Source organism: Devosia marina, assembly GCF_009758415.1.
In the GTDB taxonomy this organism is placed as follows: Bacteria; Pseudomonadota; Alphaproteobacteria; order Rhizobiales; family Devosiaceae; genus Devosia; species Devosia marina.
Genome location: NZ_WQRF01000009.1, coordinates 22,508 through 39,027 on the forward strand (window position 1 = coordinate 22,508; position 16,520 = coordinate 39,027).

At 61.3% G+C, this 16,520-nt stretch carries 13 protein-coding genes and 1 riboswitch; of the genes, 10 read left to right on the plus strand and 3 right to left on the minus strand.

Features of this window, described 5'->3' with window-relative positions; genetic code table 11:
• Nucleotides 1-3: 3 nt before the first annotated feature.
• Entirely contained in the window at nt 4-726 is a 723-nt protein-coding gene (locus GO014_RS16960) for a class I SAM-dependent methyltransferase (RefSeq protein ID WP_157291521.1), read from the minus strand.
• A 160-nt stretch (nt 727-886) separates the two neighbouring features.
• Here GO014_RS16960 and GO014_RS16965 point away from each other — a divergent pair, with 160 nt between their 5' ends.
• From GO014_RS16965 to GO014_RS16995, 7 genes are all read left to right on the plus strand, one after another.
• Nucleotides 887-3,322 carry an EAL domain-containing protein gene (locus tag GO014_RS16965; protein WP_343030998.1) on the plus strand — a complete coding sequence of 812 codons (2,436 nt, stop codon included), beginning with the start codon at nt 887-889 and terminating at the stop codon, nt 3,320-3,322.
• A gap of 56 nt (nt 3,323-3,378) precedes the next feature.
• Nucleotides 3,379-4,371 (plus strand): LacI family DNA-binding transcriptional regulator, encoded by a 993-nt coding sequence (locus tag GO014_RS16970; protein WP_157291522.1) that lies wholly within the window; start codon nt 3,379-3,381, stop codon nt 4,369-4,371.
• Between the two features lie 103 nt (nt 4,372-4,474).
• A complete protein-coding gene (locus GO014_RS16975) occupies nt 4,475-5,749 on the plus strand; it encodes an ABC transporter substrate-binding protein (RefSeq protein ID WP_157291523.1) in 1,275 nt (424 codons plus the stop codon).
• 91 nt (nt 5,750-5,840) lie between these two features.
• Nucleotides 5,841-6,737: a carbohydrate ABC transporter permease gene (locus GO014_RS16980; RefSeq protein ID WP_157291524.1), complete on the plus strand. Its 897-nt coding sequence runs from the start codon at nt 5,841-5,843 to the stop codon at nt 6,735-6,737.
• The gene (locus GO014_RS16985) at nt 6,734-7,552 is read left to right on the plus strand and encodes a carbohydrate ABC transporter permease (RefSeq protein ID WP_157291525.1); all 819 of its coding nucleotides are present in this window, start codon (nt 6,734-6,736) and stop codon (nt 7,550-7,552) included. Before GO014_RS16980 ends, GO014_RS16985 begins: the two co-directional genes overlap by 4 nt.
• A gap of 8 nt (nt 7,553-7,560) precedes the next feature.
• The gene (locus GO014_RS16990) at nt 7,561-9,762 is read left to right on the plus strand and encodes a glycoside hydrolase family 2 protein (protein WP_157291526.1); all 2,202 of its coding nucleotides are present in this window, start codon (nt 7,561-7,563) and stop codon (nt 9,760-9,762) included.
• A 9-nt stretch (nt 9,763-9,771) separates the two neighbouring features.
• Complete coding sequence (locus tag GO014_RS16995) at nt 9,772-10,830, plus strand: ABC transporter ATP-binding protein (RefSeq protein WP_157291527.1); 1,059 nt, start codon at nt 9,772-9,774, stop codon at nt 10,828-10,830.
• 27 nt (nt 10,831-10,857) lie between these two features.
• Here GO014_RS16995 and GO014_RS17000 read toward each other — a convergent pair whose 3' ends face one another.
• On the minus strand, nt 10,858-12,054 hold the full coding sequence (locus GO014_RS17000) for an ROK family protein (RefSeq protein WP_157291528.1): 1,197 nt from the start codon (nt 12,052-12,054) through the stop codon (nt 10,858-10,860).
• Between the two features lie 239 nt (nt 12,055-12,293).
• Here GO014_RS17000 and GO014_RS17005 point away from each other — a divergent pair, with 239 nt between their 5' ends.
• From GO014_RS17005 to GO014_RS17015, 3 genes are all read left to right on the plus strand, one after another.
• Nucleotides 12,294-13,265, plus strand: a complete 972-nt coding sequence (locus GO014_RS17005; protein ID WP_207785266.1) for a sugar ABC transporter substrate-binding protein — start codon at nt 12,294-12,296, stop codon at nt 13,263-13,265.
• 80 nt (nt 13,266-13,345) lie between these two features.
• Nucleotides 13,346-14,404: an ABC transporter permease gene (locus GO014_RS17010; RefSeq protein ID WP_157291530.1), complete on the plus strand. Its 1,059-nt coding sequence runs from the start codon at nt 13,346-13,348 to the stop codon at nt 14,402-14,404.
• Nucleotides 14,404-15,183, plus strand: coding sequence for an ATP-binding cassette domain-containing protein (locus tag GO014_RS17015; RefSeq protein WP_157291531.1), 780 nt, complete (start codon nt 14,404-14,406; stop codon nt 15,181-15,183). The genes GO014_RS17010 and GO014_RS17015 overlap by 1 nt, the downstream gene beginning before the upstream one ends.
• 68 nt (nt 15,184-15,251) lie before the next feature.
• Here GO014_RS17015 and GO014_RS17020 read toward each other — a convergent pair whose 3' ends face one another.
• A complete protein-coding gene (locus GO014_RS17020; RefSeq protein ID WP_157291532.1) occupies nt 15,252-16,358 on the minus strand; it encodes a 2'-deoxycytidine 5'-triphosphate deaminase in 1,107 nt (368 codons plus the stop codon).
• 77 nt (nt 16,359-16,435) lie between these two features.
• Nucleotides 16,436-16,511: riboswitch (SAM riboswitch) on the plus strand.
• Nucleotides 16,512-16,520 lie beyond the last annotated feature (9 nt).

Sequence of the window (16,520 nt, forward strand, 5' to 3'; positions counted from 1 at the left end):
CGCCTATTGCTGTTGTTGCTGTTCGGCCTGCCGGCGCAGCACTTCGGACTCGGGCAGCGCATTGGCATATTTCAGTTCGCGATTGGCGCGGTTCCAGAAGGCCGGGTGCACCCGGTCCAATTGGGCAATCTCACTCGGCACCAGCCCCAGTTGCTCGGCCAGTTCCGGGCGCAGATAGAGGATCGTGTTTTGCCGGTACCAGGCCGGGATGGCCTCATCGTTCCAGATCACGGGTCTGAGCACGTCATGGGCGCCAAGACCATGTTGCGCGAACAATCCGGCCCAATAGCTCGGCCATTGTTCGTTGCTGTGGCCTACCCCGCCCTGACCGGGAATGGCGGCGCCAAATAGCACCGCCGGCGCCATCGCACACAGATCGGCAACAAACCCCGGCGCCCGTTCCGGTGAGAGATGCTCGGCCACTTCCAGGCTCATCACCAGATCGACCTTGGGTCCGGAAAATCCCTGTTCCAGGTCGCGCGGCGCGAAGGTGATGCGCTGTTCATCCAGCATGTCGTGGGTCACCCAGTCGCCCTCGAAGCCGAATGCCGCCTCGGCACCCATCTCCAGCGCGGCGGCCAGAAAAGTGCCGGTTCCGCACCCGATATCGGCAATACGGCGGCGCAACAGTCCCGGCGGCAACGCCCCCAGAACGCGCCGCGCCGCATGCAACGTATGCCGCCGCCGTTCAGCATAGAAATCTGCGGGATAAAGGCCCGTGCTCATTGTGATGTGCTCTTCCGGTTCGCTGCGATGCTACAGGTCACTACGGACATTGCCCAGAACTTGATCACATCGGTGACATTGTGCCGTCGAAGTCACGGTTCGGTAAGGGCTTCTGGGACAGAAAGTCCGTCAATCTTGGTGTTTTTGCATAGGTCCGCCGGTGCCGATTATTGATTTCTTCTTCAAGGCCCATGAGCCGGGATTGATCCTGCTGGCGGCAACCATCTGCCTGATTTCCTCTTACGCCTGCATTGGTCTGCTGCGCCACGCTCAAAGGTCCATCGACCATATGCGCATGGTCTGGACCGGTGTTGCCGCCCTGGCGGTCGGCTTCGGCATCTGGGCGACCCATTTCGTCGCGGTGCTCGCTTTCCGGCCCGGCTTCACGCTTGACTATGATCTGGGCCTAACCACCCTTTCCATGCTTATCGCCATTTTGGTGTGCGGCGCGGGCATCGCCGTGGCGGTGCGCGGCACCAGCGTCTGGGACCATGTGCTGGGTGGGGCCGTTGTCGGCGTCGCCATCTCCTCGATGCACTATACCGGCATTGCAGCCTTGATCATGGGCGGCAATCTGCAATGGAACTCCGTTCTGGTCGCTGTTTCGATCCCGTCCGGCATCGTGCTGGGTGGCCTGGCCTTCCGCACGGGCATGGGCCGTTCGTTGCGGGGCCTGTTTGGCGGTGCATTACTGCTGACCGGCGCGATCTGCGCCATGCACTTTACGGCCATGGCTGCGGCCGATTTTTCGCTCTGCTTCCCTTTGTCCGCAAATGGCAGCATTGATGGGTTCTGGCTTTCGGTGGCCCTGGCCTTCATCTCCGTGCTGCTGCTTGCCCTGGCCCTGGGCAGCACCGTGCTGGACGAAGCCGATCGCCGCCGCACCGAACGCGAGCGCGACCGGCAATTGCGCGACGCACGTCGGCTCAGCGAAGTGTCAACGCGGCTTGAACTGGCGCTGACCAACATGGCGCAGGGCCTGGCCCTGTTTGACGCCGATGGCACCTTGCAGCTCTATAACCAGCGCTTTCCCAACCTGCTTGGTATCGATAGTACCCAGGGCCTGACGGGCATCACCTTCCCTCAGGTCTGCCGCAGGACCTTGCTGGGGGTGGATGCCGATTTCCAGGATATCGATGTGCGGCTGGCCGAAATTCTGGACAGCCACGACAGCCTGATCCGGCACGGCGGCGAGATCGTCCACAAGTTCAGCGAAGACCGGGTCGTCCAGATCAGCCATAACCCTGTGGGCGACGGCTCCTGGGTGACCACGATAGATGACATAACCGAGCGCCACCGCTCCCAGCGCGCCATAGCCCACTTGGCGCGGCACGATGGTCTGACCGGATTGCCCAACCGGGCGCGGTTCAATGAAGCCTTCGAGTGGTCCTTGTCCAAGGTCAGGGAAAACGGCGGCAAGATCGCCATGGTTGCCATTGATCTCGATCACTTCAAGGAGGTCAATGACAGCCATGGTCACGCTGCCGGTGACCTGGTGCTCAAGACCATAGCATCCCGCTTCAATGCCTTGCTGCGCGAGGGTGAAGTGATTGCCAGGCTCGGTGGCGACGAATTTGCCGCACTCAAGGAGTTCACCTCGATGGACGCCCTGCGCGAGTTTCTCGCGCGTCTTGAAGAAGCGCTCACATTGCGTATCGAGAACGACGAGTTGACGGTTTCGACCGGGGGCAGCATCGGCGTCGCTGTCTATCCCGATGATGGAGTCGACCTGTCCAAGCTGTTGAGCAATGCCGATCTGGCCATGTATCGCGCCAAGGCCGAATATGACCGGGCCATCTGCTATTACGAGCAGGATATGGACGAGCATGCCCGCCATCGGCGTGACATGGCACGCGATCTATGGACTGCGGTCGAACGGGGCGGCTTCTATCTCGCCTATCAGGTGCAGCGGTCCGTTTCGACCGGCAAGGTGACAGGTTACGAGGTCCTGCTGCGCTGGAAACGGCCCGGACATGGCGATGTATCACCCGCCGACTTCATCCCGGTGGCAGAAGAATGCGGCGCGATCAATGCCATCGGCCTCTGGGTCCTCAGGACCGCTTGTGAAGATGCCGCCTCCTGGCCCGAACCCTATAAGATTGCGGTCAACGTGTCTGGCATCCAGCTTGCGCAGGTCGACCTGATCGACACGGTTCGCAACACCTTGCTTGTGACGGGCCTGACGCCCGGCCGGCTGGAACTGGAAGTGACCGAGACCGCGATTATCGGTGACAAGCAGCGGGCACTGCACATTCTGCGCCAGATCAAGGCCATGGGCGTGTCTATCGCAATCGACGATTTTGGCACCGGCTATTCTTCGCTTGATACGCTGCGCAGTTTTCCCTTCGACAAGATCAAGCTCGACCGCTCTTTCATGAGCGAGGTGGAAAGCGATGAACAGTCCAAGGCCATCGTGCGGGCCATCCTGGCCCTTGGCCACAGCCTTTCTGTGCCGGTGCTGGCTGAGGGGGTGGAAACCCACGAGCAGCTCGATGTCCTGCGCAAGGAAGGCTGCACTGAAGCACAAGGCTTTCTGCTCGGACGCCCTGGTGCCATCAATTGGGAAGACCTGCTGGAAGCGAGCTCTTCGGCCTAATGCGATCCCAGTAAATAGATTGACCGGATCGTTGGCCCAGGGATAGCGTGCGCGCCATGGTCACGATCAAAGAAATCGCCGCGACAGTCGGCGTATCCAGCGCCACCGTGTCGCGCGTTCTCAACTATGATTCCACCCTGTCCATTTCCAACCGGAAACGGCAGGCCATCATCGAGACCGCCGAAGCCCTCAACTACGCAACCCCTCGTAATCGTAACCGCGCCATTCAGCAGGGTCTGAACAAGCTGGCGCTTGTTCACTTCCTGGCGCCGGAGCGCGAACTGGTCGATCCCTACTACGTAGCCCTGCGCCTGGGCATCGAGCGGCGCTGCGCCGCCCTCAAGATCGAGACGGTAAAAGTTTACCACACCGATGCGCGGCCAGACGCCAAACTGCTCCAGGACGCGTCCGGCACCATCGTCATCGGTCGGCACGACGAGGAAGAGACCGAATGGTTGGCCCGTCATTCCCGCCAGATCGTCTTCGCTGACCATGTGCCACACGACGACCAGATCGACTCGGTCTCTGCCGATCTGCGGGCAGCCATGGAAAAGCTGCTCTCAGCGCTCGCGCAGCGCGGCTATCGACGTATGGCCTATATCGGCTGGAGTGACCGGCGTGCCCAGGCTTTCGTGCAATGGATGACCGCTGCCGGCTGGTTCGACGACCGTCTGTTCCGCAATGGGGACAACACCGAGGAGGGCGGCTATCGTCTGACGCGCGAAATTCTCGCAGAGCGTCGGCCGGTCGATGCCATTATCACGTTCAACGATTCAATGGCCATTGGCACCTATCGTGCCCTGCACGAAGCGGGCCTCTCAATTCCCGATGATATCGGGGTGGCCAGCTTCAACGACATCTCTGTGGCGCAGTTTCTCAATCCGCCGCTTACAACAGTGCACCTGCCTGCCGAGGAGATTGGCGAAACCGCCGTAGAGCTGCTGCTTGAGCGGGTCGGCGGGCGCGAACTGGCCAAGCAGATCAGTCTGGCATCGCGCATCGTCTGGCGCGCCAGCACCCGCGCTCTGCCCGGCGAAAGCACGCAGTAAATTTTTCGAGGTAAAAATTTACTGAAATTCTTGCGCGCGGGTCAAAAGTCATATTAGTCTGTGCCCTGGGTGAAGAGGAAACACCCAATTGGGAGGATTATCAATGACCAGCTTTTCTGCGGGCCTCAAGCGCTCGCTCGCCATCGCCCTAGCCGGCGTCTCCATGTTCAGCGTGACCGCGGCTTCCGCCGGTGAGATCACCGTCTGGGCTTGGGACCCGAACTTCAACGGCGCGACCATGAATAAGGCCGCCGAGATCTACTCGGCCGCCAATCCGGACGTCACCGTGACGGTCGTCGACTTCGCCAAGGCCGACCTCGAAACCAAGCTGCAGGCCCAGCTGGCCTCCGGCACCACCGACGGCCTACCCGACATCGTCCTGGTCGAGGACTACGGTGCCCAAAAGTATCTGCAGTCCTTCCCCGGTGCCTTCGAGCCGCTTTCGGGCGCTGTCGATCTCTCGGGTTTCGCTCCCTACAAGGTCGAACTGGCCGCGCTGAACGGCCAGGGCTATTCGCTGCCCTTCGACTCGGGCGTCACGGGCATGTTCTACCGCTCCGACATTCTTGCTGATGCCGGCTACACTGCTGCCGACCTCGAAGGCATCACCTGGAGCCGCCTCATAGAGATCGGCACCGACGTCAAGGAAAAGACCGGCCAGATCCTGATGCCGATCGATCCCAATGACGCCGGTATCTTCCGCATCATGATGCAGTCCGCCGGCTCCTGGTATTTCGATGCCGATGGCAACCCGACCATTGCCGACAATCCGGTCTTCAAGGCAGCCCTCAAGACCTATCAGGACCTGATTGCCTCGGGCATCACCAAGCCGGTTGCCGGCTGGACCGAATATACCGGTTCGTTCACCTCCGGCGACACGCTCGCCACGGTGACCGGCGTGTGGATGGTTGGCACCATCAAGGCCAATCCCGACCAGTCCGGCCAGTGGGGTATCGCACCCATCCCGGCGCTTGACGGCGTGGAAGGCGCGACCAATGCCTCCAACCTCGGCGGTTCGAGCTGGTATGTCATGTCCTCGGCCCCCAACAAGGCCGAAGCCATCGACTTCCTCAAGACCGTCTGGGGCGAGGATGCCGATTTTTACCAGGAAATCCTGGTCAATCAGGGTGCTCTCGGCTCGCTCATGGTCGCGCGTGAAGGCGAAGCCTATTCGGCCAGCGACGAGTTTTTCGGCGGTGCCCCGGTCTGGCAGAACTTCTCCACCTGGCTGGGTCAGATCCCGTCCGTCAATTACGGCATCTTCACCAACGAGGCCGACGCGGCTGTCGTGGCGCAGATCCCGGCCCTGACCAGCGGTGGCAATATCGACGAGATCGCTGCGGCCGTTGACGCCCAGGTGCGTCAGCAGATTCAATAAGCTGACGGAATACCGGGGCGGCTTGCTGCCCCGGCCTCCCCGAGGCCCTTGCCGCAAGGTGAGGGTCATCGGCGGTTACGGAAACAAGCGGATGGGGGTTGGCGTGGCGCAATCTGGCTTGGCGCGAAAAGAGCAGGTGAGCGGCTGGCTGTTTGTCATGCCCGCTCTGGTATTGCTCGGCGTCTTCATGATCTATCCGATCCTGTGGTCGCTCTGGATGAGCTTCCAGGTCGGCCGCGGCATGGCGTTCAGCTTTGGCGGCTTCGCCAATATCATGCGCCTCACCCAGGATCCGGTCTTCCTGCGGGCGCTGACCAACACCCTGACTTTCCTGGCGATCCAGGTGCCGATCATGCTGGTCCTGGCGCTGCTGTTTGCCAGTGCGCTCAATGACAGCAAGCTCTGGGGCCGGTCTTGGTTCCGCACCGCCATCTTCCTGCCCTGCGTCACCTCGCTGGTGGCCTATTCCGTCGTCTTCCGCTCCATGTTTGCCCAGGACGGCATCATGAACCAGATGCTGATGGGGCTTTCGATCATCGAAGCGCCCATTCCCTGGCTGGCCGATCCCTTCTGGGCCAAGGTCGTCATCATCAGCGCCATCACCTGGCGCTGGACCGGCTACAACATGATTTTCTATCTCGCCGCCATGCAGAACATTGATCGCTCCATCTATGAGGCAGCCAAGATCGATGGCGTCCCGGCCTGGGCGCGCTTCTGGTACATCACCATTCCCATGCTCAAGCCCGTGATCCTGTTCACGACGGTCATCTCCACCATCGGCACGCTGCAATTGTTCGACGAGGTGAACCTGATCACCCAGGGTGGCCCCTCGGATTCCACGCTGACGCTCTCGCTCTATATCTACAATCTGAGCTTCCGCTTCATGCCCAGCTTCGGCTACGCCGCGACCGTCTCCTATGTCATCGTGGTTCTGGTGGGCATCCTGACCTTCATCCAGTTCCTGGCCGCACGGGATCGCCGCGCATGAGCAACCAAATCGCCCTGATCGGCCGCACGGCCACCTATCTTCTGCTCGTACTGGCCGCCTTCATCTCGGTCTTCCCGTTCTTCTGGATGATGATCGGCGCCACCAATACCTCCGCCGATATCATCAAGGGCAGGGCGCTGCCCGGCGGCGCCCTCTGGGCCAATATGGTGAACTTCTTCACCTCGGTGGATATGCCGCGCATCCTGTTCAACTCATTCTTCATCGCCGGCTTCGGCACGGCGATGACGCTGCTGGTCTCTTCCTTGGCCGGCTATGGCTTCGAGATGTTCCGCAGCCGTTTCCGCGAAAAGATTTTCGGCAGCCTGCTGCTGATGCTGTCCATCCCCTTCGCCGCCCTGATGGTGCCGCTCTTCATCATGATGGCGAACCTTAAGATGATTAACACCTACCAGGCGATTATCCTGCCCACCGTGGCGTCAATCTTCATCGTCTTCTATTTCCGCCAGGCCACCAAGGCCTTCCCGCACGAATTGCGCGATGCCGCCCGTATCGACGGGCTCAAGGAATGGCAGATTTTCCTGTTCGTCTACATGCCGGTGATGCGCTCCACCTATGCGGCGGCGACCATCATTGTGTTCATGGCCAACTGGAACAATTACCTCTGGCCGCTGATCGTGCTGCAGACCAATGAGATGAAGACCCTGACCCTGGTGGTTGCGGGCCTCACCTCGGCCTATACGCCCGATTTTGGCGTGGTCATGGTCGGCGCCATCTTCGCCACCCTGCCCACCCTTGTCATCTTCTTCCTGCTCCAGCGTCGCTTCGTCGAAGGCATGCTGGGCGCCGTCAAATAGAGTATTGCATGCGTCCCCTGATCGACTTCAATTCCGGCTGGCTGTTCGAAGGCACGGATAGCGTCCGCCTGCCGCACAATGCGGTGGAGCTGCCCTTCTCCTATTTCGACGAAAAGACTTATCAGCGCATCTTCACCTATGAGAAGCGCTTCACTGCCAATCCGGCCTGGCAGGGCAGTGAGGTCGCGGTCGTCTTTGATGGGGCCATGGCCAATGCGAGGGTCAGCCTCAATGGCGAGGAGATCGCGGCGCACAAGGATGGCTATACTCCCTTCGAAGCCCGCCTGACCGGCAAGCTGCTTGACGGAGAAAACGAACTGACCGTCACCATAGACGGCAGCGAGAACCCTGAGATCCCGCCCTTCGGCGGGCAGATCGACTACCTCACCTATGCCGGCCTCTATCGCGAAGCTTGGCTGCGGGTAACATCGGGCATCTTTGTGGGCAATGGCAAGGTTGAGACCCCATATGCGTTGGCCGCGCAAAAATCGGTCCGCGCCCGCATCGAACTCGCCAATCCGCAGAACCTGCCGCTCTCGGGCACGCTGTTGGCCACGCTCAGTGACGCCGCAGGCAGGACCTTGGCGACCACCGATGCCGCCATTGCCGGCCCAATGGTCGATCTGGCTTTCGATGGTCTTACCAATATTGAACTCTGGGATATCGACAATCCCGCGCTCTATACCCTTGCCGTCACCATCGACACAGCCTCGGGGCAGGACGAGGCGAAGATCCGCTTCGGCTTCCGCACCGCCGAATTCACCCCCGAAGGCTTCAAGCTAAACGGCAAGGCGCTCAAACTGCGTGGCCTTAACCGCCACCAGTCCTTCCCCTATGTTGGCTATGCGCTGGGCAAGTCGGCGCAGGAGCGGGACGCCGAGATCTTGAAGCGCGAACTCAAGCTCAACATGGTGCGCACCTCCCACTACCCGCAGTCCCACTACTTCCTCGACCGCTGCGACGAACTCGGCTTGCTCGTGTTCGAGGAGATCCCGGGCTGGCAGCATATCGGCGGCGAGAGCTGGAAGGACGAAAGCGTCGAAAATGTCCGGCGCATGATCACCCGCGACTGGAACCATCCTTCCATCGTCATCTGGGGCGTGCGCATCAACGAAAGCCAGGACGATCACGAATTCTACCTGCGCACCAACGCACTGGCACACGAACTCGACAGCACAAGGCAGACCGGTGGTGTGCGGTACATTACCGACAGCGAACTGCTCGAAGACGTTTACACCATGAATGACTTCATCCTTGGGCAGGAGGAGTGGGGCGGCAACCGTCCGCGTACGCCTCTTCGGCCGCAGCAGGAAGTCACCGGTCTCGACCGCGTCGTGCCCTATATGATTACCGAGTATGGCGGGCACATGCACCCGACGAAGTCCTGGGACCAGGAGCAGCGCCAGGCCGAACATGTGCTACGCCATCTCGAAGTCCTCAACGCTGCCTATGGCGACCCGCAGATCGCCGGCTGCATCGGCTGGTGCGCTTTCGACTACAACACGCACAAGGACTTCGGCTCTGGCGACCGGATCTGCCATCATGGCGTCATGGACATGTTCCGCGAACCAAAATTCGCCGCCTACGCCTATATCAGCCAGTGTGACCCGTCCGACGAAGTGATCCTGAAGCCGGTGACGTTCTGGGCGCGTGGCGAACGCAATATTGGCGGCGTGCTGCCCCTGATGATCCTCACCAATTGCGACGAGGTCGAACTGCGCTATGGCAACAACCCGCCCAAGCGCTTCCGGCCCGATCGCGACGCTTTCCCCCACCTTCCGCACGCCCCCGTCATCATCAAGCGCGAACACCTGACCGATGAGGAACTGGGCCTGTGGGGCATGAGCTGGGAAGATGCCACCATCACCGGCTTTATCGACGGCAAACCCGCCAGGTCCGTCGACTTCGTCTCTGACCCGGTCGCACACGCGCTTGAGGTCGCGCCCGATGCGACCGAAATCGGCGCCGATGGCGACACCACGCGCGTCATGGTCCGCGCGCTGGACCAGTCTGGCAGGACGCTTCCCTTCTTCCCCGAGCCGGTGTCCATCACCGTCTCCGGCGCGGCCGAGCGTCTCGGTCCCGGTCTTGTGCCGCTGCGCGCCGGATCAACCGGCTTCTGGCTGCGCTCGACGGGCCCCGGCCCGATCACCGTCACTGTCACCAGCGAACGGCTTGGCCGCGCTGAACTCACCCTGTCCGCGAGCTGAGGAAATCCCATGTCCGGTTTGAAGCTGACCAATGTGAAAAAGTCCTTCGGCGCAGTCGAGGTGATCCGTGGCGTTGATCTCGACATTGCCGACAAGGAATTCGTGGTGTTCGTTGGCCCTTCGGGCTGCGGCAAGTCCACCCTGCTGCGCATGATCGCCGGGCTGGAACAGATTTCCGGTGGCGACCTGTTTATCGGCGACGAACGCATGAACGACGTCGATCCGTCCAAGCGCGGCATTGCCATGGTGTTCCAGACCTATGCGCTTTATCCGCATATGAGCGTGCGCGAGAATATGGGGTTTGCGCTGCGATTTGCCGGTGCCAACAGGGCTGAAATCGAGGGCCGCGTCGCCGAAGCTGCTCGTATTCTCGAGCTTGAGCCGCTTCTCGACCGCCGCCCCGGCCAACTCTCCGGCGGCCAGCGTCAGCGCGTCGCCATCGGCCGCGCCATCGTGCGTCACCCTGACGTGTTCCTTTTCGACGAGCCGCTCTCCAATCTCGACGCCGAGCTGCGCGTGCATATGCGCATCGAGCTGGCACGGCTGCATCAGGAGCTGAAAACCACTATCATCTACGTGACCCACGATCAGGTCGAGGCCATGACCCTGGCCGACAAGATTGTGGTGCTGCGCGACGGCCGTATCGAACAGGTGGGTTCGCCGCTTGAGCTCTATGATGACCCGGACAATATCTTCGTGGCTGGCTTCATCGGCTCGCCCAAGATGAATTTTCTCGTCGGCACGGCGGAAGCAGGCGGCGTTCGGCTCGTCGATTTCCCCGGCCAGGTCATCCCGTCGCCCGTTGCGCTCGCCGCGGGCACCGAGGTCACCGTTGGTATCCGCCCCGAGCATTTCGCCACCGAAGGCAGCGCGGCCCTCGACGTGACAGTCGAGATCATCGAACATCTGGGCGGGGAAACCTACGCCTATGCCCGCGACAAGGGCGCTGAACTCATCACCATCGCTACCGACAACAATCGCACCCTCAAGACCGGCGACCACTATTCAGCCAAGTTCGATCCGGCCGCCTTGCTGGTCTTCGGCAAAAACGGCCAGCGGCTGCGCTAGCGCTGTTCGACGGGCCCCAGGGCTGCCTCAACTCTGCAGCCGCAGGTTCCCGTTGAGGAAATAGCGCTCGAACAGCGGGCTGGTGGCAGCGCCGATGGCGCGGGCATTGAATCCCACGACGCCCGCTTCGATCTGCGGCGCAATCAGCCCGCGCATGTCCTGGTTGATGAGATAGCGCCGGGTGCGCTCCACCAGCTCGTGCTTGACCGCGTCGGGAAACGCGCCGTCGATCAGGATGGCCTCAAAGTCGATGACGGCACAGACGGACAGGCTCGCTTTCGCCAGTTCCTGCGCCGTTTGGCCAATCCAGGGGTCGACGAGCCGGCTGAAGCCGCTCCAGTCCTGTGGTTGGGTCCAGAGATCGCGCGGGTCATGCCCGTTCTCTGCCAACCGTGCTTCCAGCAGATGGATCGAGGCCGTATCGATCAGCTGCTGGCTTTCCCCTTGCGGTCCGAAACTGCGCAATGATCCCAAGGCGCCGGCGTTACCCAAATGGCCCTGATAGACCGAGTGGTTGAGCACAATCCCGCCCCCGACGAAGGCGCCGATAAAGAAATAGGCGTAGTCTCGAAATTCTTTTCCTCGCCCATAAATGTGCTCGGCTTGGCAACCGGCAGTGGCGTCGTTGACCACTTGCACCGGCAGGTCTGTGAAACGGGCTAGTTCGGCCTGATAATCTACATGCCGCCAGGAAGCGAAGTCTTTCGCCGGTGCGTCGACCAGTTCGCTCCATTTCCACAGCTCAAACGGTGTGCCGATGCCGATGCCGCAGATGCGCGAGCGTTCAGCAGGACTGCATTTGGACAGAATGGTTTTTATCCCGTCGCGCAGAAATGCAAAGATCGGCTCTGGCATCGGATAATGATAGGTCAGGCGCAGCTCCTGACGGACCGTGCCGCGGAAATCGGCGAGCAGCAGAACGGCGCTGCGCCGGCCGATCTTGCAACCCAATGAAAGCACGCCGCCTTCGGCCAGGCGCATCGGTATCGAGGGCTTGCCCACCTTGCCCTTGACCGGGGCGCCCCGGGCTAGCAGTCCTTCGCTCTCCATCTCCCGCAGGATGATGGAAACTGTTTGCGGAGAGAGGTTTGCCAGTCGCGCCAGATCACTGCCCGCCATGGGCCCATGCCGCTGCAGCAGGGTCAGCAGCAGGCGCACATTGTGGTCGCGAACCCCGCTCTGGTTTACGCCGCGACTGACGGTTCTGATGATCGGTTCATCCATGCCGGGCACCATAGAGACAGCTCTTGCGATGCGGAAGATGGTCAGACCTGAATAAATAAATAAATTAGATTTACATATTGACGGGTCAAGGATTCCTCTCCACGATGAGGGTGTCAAGACAAGCAGACACGCATTTGCGAGGGGAGGAGCCTGCTCGCAGCAGGTCTGCAAAGGGAGAGAGAATCGTGAACAAGCTGCTTATCGGCACGGCTATATGCCTTGCCGCCATATCCCCGGCCATGACCCCAGCCGTAATGGCGCAGGAGGTTTCGGCCTGCCTGATCACCAAGACCGACACCAATCCCTTCTTCGTCAAGATGAAGGAAGGCGCCGAGGCCAAGGCGGCCGAATTGGGCATTACGCTGAAGTCCTTCGCCGGCCGCATCGACGGGGACCATGAGACCCAGGTTGCTGCCATCGAAACCTGCATTGCCGACGGGGCCAGCGGCATTCTGCTGACCGCTTCGGATACGTCGGCCATTGTGCAGGCGGTGCAGCAGGCACGCGATGCCGGGCTGCTCGTGATTGCGCTCGACACCCCGCTCAACCCCATCGATGCAGCCGATGCCACTTTTGCCACGGACAATTTCCTGGCCGGCGAACTGATCGGCAAATGGGCCGCCGGCAAGCTTGGCGCAGAGGCGGCCAATGCCAGAATTGCCCTGCTTAATCTGGGCATCAGCCAGCCGACCGTGGACGTCTTGCGCAATCAGGGCTTCCTGCAGGGCTTCGGCATCGATCTGGCCGATCCCAATAAATGGGGCGACGAAACCGATCCGCGCATCGTCGGCCACGATGTGACCGCCGGCAATGAAGAAGGTGGCCGCGAAGCCATGGAAAACCTGCTGGTCAAGGATCCCAGCATCAATGTGGTCCACACCATCAACGAACCTTCGGCCGCTGGCGCCTATGAGGCGCTCAAATCTTTCGGTCGCGAAAACGATGTGCTGATTGTGTCTGTCGATGGCGGCTGCCCAGGCGTCGCCAATGTCAAGGACGGCGTCATTGGCGCAACGTCCCAGCAATATCCTCTGCAGATGGCGGCGCTGGGCGTCGAGGCCATCAAAGCCTGGGCCGATAACGGCACCAAGCCCGAGCCGACCCCTGGCAAGGACTTCTTCGACACCGGCGTAAGCCTTGTCACCGATGAGCCGGTCGAGGGCGTCGAATCCATCGACACTGCCGAGGGTGAAGCCCTCTGCTGGGGCTGATCGTCAATCTGCACTAGAATGATGGCAGGGGCCGGAGGTCAACCGCCCCTGTCATCAATTGGGAACCGGGGAGGATACCCATGTCGAACCAGTCCGAGGCCGATGGAGGCCTCGTCGCCCGCGTCGAGTCCATCGCCAGTTTTGAGCATCAGCACACCATGCTGTCGCGCATCCAGCATGCCCTGCATTCCAATCCCGCACTGGTCCCGCTGATCGTACTGGTGCTCTCGGTCGCCGTGTTCGGCGCCCTGCTGGGCACCAAGTTCTTCTCGTCCTTCGCGCTGACGTTGATCCTGCAGCAGGTAGCCATTGTCGGCATCGTCGGTGCCGCGCAGTCGCTCGTCATCCTCACTGCCGGGATCGACCTTTCGGTCGGCGCCATCATGGTGCTGAGCTCCGTCATCATGGGTCAGTTCACCTTTCGCCTCGGCCTGCCGCCGGCGGTTGCCGTAGCCTGCGGGCTGGCCGTTGGCACCTTCATTGGCTTTGTCAACGGCTGGCTGGTGGCCCGCATCAAGCTGCCACCCTTCATCGTCACCCTGGGCATGTGGCAGATCGCGCTGGCCTCCAATTTCCTCTACTCGGGCAATGAAACCATTCGCGCCCAGGATATCGAGGCGAGCGCGCCGCTCCTCCAGTTTTTCGGCCAGTCCATCAGCGTGGGCGGTGCCGTCTTCACCTATGGCGTCATCTTCTTCATCCTGCTGGTTCTGGTGTTGGCCTATATCCTGCGCCACACCGCCTGGGGTCGCCATGTCTATGCTGTGGGCGACGATCCGGAGGCTGCTGAGCTTTCGGGCGTGAATACCAAACGCATCCTGATGTCCGTCTATGCCTTGTCCGGCCTGATCTGTGCCTTTGCCGGCTGGGCACTGATCGGGCGCATCGGCTCGGTCTCCCCCACTTCCGGCCAATTCTCCAACATCGAATCCATCACCGCCGTGGTGATTGGTGGCATTTCCCTTTTCGGCGGCCGCGGTTCCATTCTGGGCATGTTCTTCGGCGCCCTCATCGTCGGCGTCTTCTCGCTTGGCCTGCGGCTTCTGGGCGCCGACGCGCAGTGGACCTACCTGCTCATCGGCGTGCTCATTATCGGCGCCGTTGCCGTGGACCAGTGGATCAGAAAGGTATCTGCCTGATGCAACCCATTCTTTCCGCAAGCAATCTGTGCAAGCGCTATGGCCGAGTCACGGCCCTCGACAATTGCGATTTCGAGCTCATGCCCGGCGAAATCCTAGCCGTCATCGGCGACAACGGGGCCGGCAAATCCTCGCTGATCAAGGCCCTCTCGGGCGCCATCAAGGTGGATAGCGGCGACATCTTCCTCGATGGAAAAAAGGTCAACTTTTCCTCGCCTATAGACGCACGCAATGCAGGCGTGGAAACGGTCTATCAGACGCTGGCCATGTCCCCGGCACTGTCGATTGCCGACAACATGTTCATGGGCCGGGAACTCCGCAAGTCGGGCTTCATGGGCAAGGTGCTGCGCCAACTCGATCGCCCCGCCATGGAGCGCATCGCCCGCCAGAAGCTGTCTGATCTGGGGTTGATGACCATCCAGAATATCAATCAGGCGGTGGAGACGCTCTCTGGCGGTCAGCGTCAGGGGGTGGCGGTGGCCCGGGCCGCGGCCTTTGGCTCGAAGGTCATCATCCTCGATGAGCCGACGGCGGCCCTGGGGGTCAAGGAATCCCGACGCGTGCTCGATCTTATCCTGGATGTGCGGGCGCGCGGCATCCCGATCATCCTGATCAGCCACAACATGCCCCATGTCTTCGAGGTGGCCGACCGCATCCATGTGCATCGGCTGGGCCAGCGCCTCTGCGTCATCGACCCCAAGGATTACACCATGTCCGATGCTGTTGCCTTCATGACCGGGGCCAAAGCCGCCCCCGGGACGACCGCCAGCGCGGCATAGAACAAAACCCGGCACCGTTCCTCCGTCGGGCCTACTGAAGCCGGCGCATCCTTACCGGGGCGCCGGCTTCAGCCTTCAAACGCCTTGAAGTGTTTGGAAAGCTTGAGCGTCTGGGCCTGATAGTTCGAGCCCAGATCCGTCCCATAGAGCCGGACTGGCTGTTCGGCCAGTGCTTCATAAATCAACCGGCCGATGGTCTGTCCATGGCCGAGCAGAAACGGCACCTCCCGGCTGCGCACTTCCAGCACGGCGCGGCTGCCGGTGCCGCCCGCAGCCGAATGGCCGAAGCCGGGGTCGAAAAATCCCGCATAATGCACGCGGAACTCGCCGACTAGCGGATCGAATGGCACCATCTCGGCTGCATGGGTGGGCGGCACATGCACCGCTTCCAGGCTGACCAGAATGTAGAATTCATCCGGATCCAGGATCAGCTCGCTCTGCCCATGCGCATAAAGCGGATCCCAGAAATCGCGAACCTCAAGCGCCGCTTTCTTGTCCACATCCACGACGGCAGTATGCCGCTTGGAGCGGAAACCGATCAGCCCGTCGCGCCCCTGCCCCTTGAGATCGATGGACAGGGCAATTCCTTCTCCCACCGGCACGTCGCCGCCGGTCACCAGCGTGTCTGAGGTGTGCAGCGCCTGATGCTCGGCCACGCTGAGCCGGCTATCCCCGCAGCGGAACCGCATCTGGCTGAGGCGGGAGCCGGTACGCACCAACACCGGAAAGGTGCGCGGGCTGATTTCGAGATAGAGCGGGCCAGTATAGCCTGCAGGCAATTGATCGAAGCCGCGCGCCCGGTCGCCTATGACGCGGGTGAACACATCTAGCCGCCCGGTCGAACTTTTGGGGTTGGCCGATGCACTCACCTCGGGGGGCAGCGCCAGGTTCTCCTCCAGCGGCACGAGATAGACACAGCCGCGCTCCAGGACGGCGCCCTTGCTGAGGTCGATTTCATGCAGCTTGAGTGCTTCGATGCGCTCGGCCACCGAGTGCGAGGGACCGGGCAGAAAGCTGGAGCGCACACGGAAAGCGGTTTTGCCCAGCCGCAGGTCCAGGCTGGCCGGTTGCACCTGGTCGGTGTCCAACGGCCGCGAGGCGATAATCGCGCCTTCAGCGTGCAGCTTCTCGATCAACCGCGCCGGAAAGACGCCTTTCGGCCAGGTCTCGACCATGATGCTTGCTTCCATCCCTGCAACTGTTCTTCCCTAGCAACCTGGGCAATTGACGCCAACTGCCAATTGGCCTTACATCACAACCCAGTGGTGATTTGGCCGGTCGCTTGCAGCCACTTAAAACAAATCGCTAAAGACCGTTGGAACCGGCCGCCATTTGCG

What these genes read in the sequence shown, in the direction of transcription:
- GO014_RS17010 (WP_157291530.1), top strand. Translation starts at nt 13,346, where the DNA reads ATGTCGAACCAGTCCGAGGCCGATGGAGGCCTCGTCGCCCGCGTCGAG.
- GO014_RS17020 (WP_157291532.1), bottom strand. Translation starts at nt 16,358, where the DNA reads ATGGTCGAGACCTGGCCGAAAGGCGTCTTTCCGGCGCGGTTGATCGAG.
- GO014_RS17015 (WP_157291531.1), top strand. Translation starts at nt 14,404, where the DNA reads ATGCAACCCATTCTTTCCGCAAGCAATCTGTGCAAGCGCTATGGCCGA.
- GO014_RS16990 (WP_157291526.1), top strand. Translation starts at nt 7,561, where the DNA reads ATGCGTCCCCTGATCGACTTCAATTCCGGCTGGCTGTTCGAAGGCACG.
- GO014_RS17005 (WP_207785266.1), top strand. Translation starts at nt 12,294, where the DNA reads ATGACCCCAGCCGTAATGGCGCAGGAGGTTTCGGCCTGCCTGATCACC.
- GO014_RS16995 (WP_157291527.1), top strand. Translation starts at nt 9,772, where the DNA reads ATGTCCGGTTTGAAGCTGACCAATGTGAAAAAGTCCTTCGGCGCAGTC.
- GO014_RS16985 (WP_157291525.1), top strand. Translation starts at nt 6,734, where the DNA reads ATGAGCAACCAAATCGCCCTGATCGGCCGCACGGCCACCTATCTTCTG.
- GO014_RS16975 (WP_157291523.1), top strand. Translation starts at nt 4,475, where the DNA reads ATGACCAGCTTTTCTGCGGGCCTCAAGCGCTCGCTCGCCATCGCCCTA.
- GO014_RS17000 (WP_157291528.1), bottom strand. Translation starts at nt 12,054, where the DNA reads ATGGATGAACCGATCATCAGAACCGTCAGTCGCGGCGTAAACCAGAGC.
- GO014_RS16980 (WP_157291524.1), top strand. Translation starts at nt 5,841, where the DNA reads ATGGGGGTTGGCGTGGCGCAATCTGGCTTGGCGCGAAAAGAGCAGGTG.
- GO014_RS16970 (WP_157291522.1), top strand. Translation starts at nt 3,379, where the DNA reads ATGGTCACGATCAAAGAAATCGCCGCGACAGTCGGCGTATCCAGCGCC.
- GO014_RS16960 (WP_157291521.1), bottom strand. Translation starts at nt 726, where the DNA reads ATGAGCACGGGCCTTTATCCCGCAGATTTCTATGCTGAACGGCGGCGG.